Raw genomic sequence first — 3,835 nt, 5'->3', positions numbered from 1 at the left:
ACACCCCAAAAATTTCACCAAGTTAAGTATATGGAGACAAGGATAACGTTGTCAATACACAATTAACGAAGATATGGAAAACCGCGGCCCGCCAGAAATAGCGCCAGAAATAAATAAAGCCCGCGAAACCCTGGTGAGGCTTGCGGGTTTTATGGTCACCAACGATTGAACGGGGGTTAAGTATAGAAACCTTCAAATTGAAACCCTTGTTGAAACCCTTGAAACCTCCAATTTGGATCTGAAGTAACTTTACGGATTCAAACCCTGCTCAGACCTACCGGCTGCTGCTCCCACCAGAACCGGATGCCGTACTGCCGCTGCTGCCTGCAGCCCCCGCGTAGGCCCAGGGAGTTTTAAAGGCCTGCACCAGGACCTGGTGCTGGCAGAGCAGGTTCACCAAATCTCGCTTGTCACCGGCCAGGGCGGCCTGCGCGGCGGCCAGCTCCACCCTGGTGGCCATGCCGACGCGGTATTTCACCTGCACGACGCGCAGGTTCTCCTCGTCCACGGCCACCTTCTGCTGGAGCCCGGCGTAGTTTTCTTCAAGCTGCCTGATGCCATAATACAGCGAGCGGACAAGCTGGGCCATCTGGTCCCTGGCGCTGGCGGCCTGTTCTTCGGCAATGGGCACGCCCAGCTCGGTGGCTTTATACGTATGGGCCTCGGCCGGACCATAGCTGTATATGTCCAGCGCGATCCTGGCCAGGTCGATATTGCGCTGCGCCAGCCACACGTAAGGGCTGGCGTCCACCGCCCTGGAAACCTCCGCCTCCAGGCTGTCCACGTTCAGCGGCGCATAGGCGGGCCTATCCGACAGGACCGGCCTCACACCCGCCGGCAGCCCGACAAGCTGGTCGAACTTCTGGTAGGCGTCGTCCAGCGCCTTTTTCGCAGCCTCCAGCTGCGCCTTCGCGCCGGCCGTGGACGCATCAGCCTGTACCATCTGCGACCTGCTCAGCGTGCCCACGCGGTAGCCGGCCACCGCCGCGCGGTGCTGCCAGTCCGCGCTGTCCAGGGCCTGCTGGGCCGCGTCCACCGCCGCGGCGGCCTGGAGCACGGCGGCGTAAGCCTGGTAGACTTTCATGACCACGGTATCTTTATCCGCGTCGTAAGTTTTCTTGGCCATCTGCCAGGCCAGGTCGGCCTGCATGAGTTTGGTAAAAGCAGCTTCCGCCTGCGGGGTCGTCTGGCCGGTCGGAGTAAAAGACACCGCCAGGCCGGCCGCGTCCCGGTCATACTTCGCCCGGTCGATGGCCAGCGCGTCCGCCCTCAGGGTGCTGCTGTTGCTCAAGGCCATGTCCACCGCCTGCTGCAGGGTCAGCCCCGCGGGAGCCGGGCCGGTAGCACCGAAGGCAACGGCAGCAGGTGCGAGAGCCAGGAGGACGCACAAAACAAGGGCCAGGAACTCAGACCGTATACGGTGCAAGTGTCACACCTCCTAACGCTACCAGGAGGAAGAATGAGCCCGGATTTTCCAGGAAAACCCGGGCTCCTCTCGCTCACGCGATTACTAGAGCTGCATGGTGACGGTCTGGGTGGATTCGTCCCAGTTCACCGTGGCGCCGAGCGCCTGGGCGACCCACCGGAAGGGCAGCATGGTCCGGCCGCTGGTCACTTCGGCCTTCACGTCCATGTTCACGGCCACGCCGTTGATCAGCAGGACGTTGCTGCCGATGGTGAGCTGCACGACCTTGTCACCCTTGATCAGGGTAACCTTGCCGCCGCTGTACAGGATGTTCTCGGGAGCCACACCCAGAGCCTGGGCCACATACCTCACCGGCACGTAAGTCCGGCCGTTCTTCACGTACGGGGCCACATCCATGGTCTGGGCGGCACCGTTCACGGTGAAGCTGTTGTCGCCGACCTTGAAGCTGGCGGTGACTTTCTGCTCACCAGGAGCGGGGGTGACGCAGTTGGCCACAACAACCTTGGCTACATCCTGGTGACCTGTAAAGACAGTGTCTTTGCCATCCTTGTCCAGTGTCTGGTTGACCGCGGTACCCCTCACCTTAACCACAATGTCACCTTCGGGTACAGTACGGTCAAGGGTCAATTTAATACCGCTGATCTTGATGGTCGAAGGCTTGGTGCTGGTACTCTTGACATTGAAGTACAGCAGACCTTCATTGGAACTGGTCGTGTCAGTTTTGACAGAAGTCTGGTCCACCTGCAGGTCACCGTCAGTGACCGTAACAGTCGGTGTACCGCTAAACGTCACGCCAGCGGGGAGCTTCAACATCAGCTGACTGGTCTTAGTACTATCAGTTCCAGAAGCAACTAATTTATCGGTACCAACGCTGGCATATTTTACGCTCCCACCATTTACAGCCCCCGCGACATTCTCGGTAATTGTGATGTCGCCCACAGGCTGACCGCTGACGCCAAGTTTGACTGTAGGCGTAGAGGAAGCACTTACAGAAACAGGAGCCTTGACAGTACCCAGCACTACCGTACCTGTCACACCCAGGCTGCCACCCAGCGTAACTACTACGTCGCCGCTGAAATCAGGAGCAGGGGTTACCTGCATACTCTTCAATACGAGAGAAGCAGCGTCAGTGGAAGTCTGGTTTTTGAAAGTCAGTTTGAGCATCTTGCCGTCACTGTCAACGATAGCCTTGGTATCTATATCAAGACTACCGCTATTCTTACTGTTATCGCCATCCTTTTGTGGCAGAGCAGACCACCTAAGACCGTCAGGCAATGTCAAAGTGAGGGTGCGACCAGGAATAATGCTGCCAGGGGCAGACTCGTCGATCTCAAGTTTCCCAATATCCTGCGCAACTTGGCCTGCGATCAATTCCTTGGTTGAGAAAGCTTTAACAGTTAAACCGTAATCGCCATACTTAGCAACAACCAGGCTGTCAGGGCTATAGGTGGGGTCACCGCCTATGGTGACAGTAATATCGCCCGGTCTGGCCACAGACTCATCAACTGTAATCGCTGCATGAATTTTTACCAAGCTAGCTTGAGTTGATGTTGTAAACCAGAGGTCTAACTCGCGCCCGTCATTATCAGTAGCGATGCCTGGTGTAGCAGCATTACCTTTTGCTGTATCTAGAGCAACATTGCCCCAAATTGGCATTACTGAGATATGTGAGGTATCCCACTTGAAACCGGACGGAAGTGTCAGTTTCAACTTGCCGGCCAGAGCACCAGCGACGTTTTCACTGACATCAATAAGGCCAACGTAACCGTAGGCTTGATTAGTAACAGTCGGCACGCTCTCAGCAGCTAAAGATATCGACCCGCTGCCCACGCGGGCAATCACGATACGACCGCTGGAAAAGACTGAATCGGAAGGTGCCACAGCCGTCAGAGCCAGCTCACCTGAAAAGCCGCTGGGAACATTGACATTTAAGGGGATGCTGATAATGCTGTCTTTAGATGTATCTGTATAAGTAGAAGATGCTACACTATTAACTTTTACCAGCATCTCATAACGGCTCATCTGTGTGACAGTAATACTCGCACCATTTTTAGTATCAAAGAAATTGGTACCTGTGACGCTTGGCCCATTTCCAATACCATAGGCAAAACCACAATCATTAGGAGTGGACGGGAGAACCAAATATACAAAGCTATTCACACTATTCATGGCATCCGGTCCACTCATTGTGATCATTAAGTTGCCAAGACTTTCGTTAGGAGCACCGGCAGTCACTGTTTTTACATACGACATGCTGTACGTAGTCGCCGCCGCCGCCGGGCCGACCATGGGTACCAGCAACGTCGCCAGCAGGGCCAGGGTGGCCAGGATGGCGATGAGTTTCCTGGATTTCAGCATCCAGTTTTGACCTCCTTTTAGATGTGTTTCTTGTTGGATTTTCTTTTTCCC

Annotated in this window: 3 protein-coding genes; 1 reads left to right on the top strand and 2 read right to left on the bottom strand. The window is 55.6% G+C overall.

The window, feature by feature from the left end:
- Positions 1-274: 274 nt before the first annotated feature.
- Both ACPLUI_RS14990 and ACPLUI_RS14985 read right to left on the bottom strand, forming a co-directional pair.
- Complete coding sequence (locus ACPLUI_RS14990) at positions 275-1,426, bottom strand: TolC family protein (protein WP_424661041.1); 1,152 nt, start codon at positions 1,424-1,426, stop codon at positions 275-277.
- Between the two features lie 84 nt (positions 1,427-1,510).
- Positions 1,511-2,959 (bottom strand): copper amine oxidase N-terminal domain-containing protein, encoded by a 1,449-nt coding sequence (locus tag ACPLUI_RS14985; protein WP_424661040.1) that lies wholly within the window; start codon positions 2,957-2,959, stop codon positions 1,511-1,513.
- A 634-nt stretch (positions 2,960-3,593) separates the two neighbouring features.
- Between ACPLUI_RS14985 and ACPLUI_RS14980 the strand changes: the two genes are divergently transcribed.
- Positions 3,594-3,794, top strand: a complete 201-nt coding sequence (locus tag ACPLUI_RS14980) for a hypothetical protein (RefSeq protein ID WP_424661039.1) — start codon at positions 3,594-3,596, stop codon at positions 3,792-3,794.
- Positions 3,795-3,835: the final 41 nt, after the last annotated feature.

The sequence above is a fragment of the Desulfofundulus sp. genome (assembly GCF_049701015.1).
Lineage (GTDB): Bacteria > Bacillota > Desulfotomaculia > Desulfotomaculales > Desulfovirgulaceae > Desulfofundulus.
This window is presented reverse-complemented; position numbering and strand designations above follow the sequence as displayed.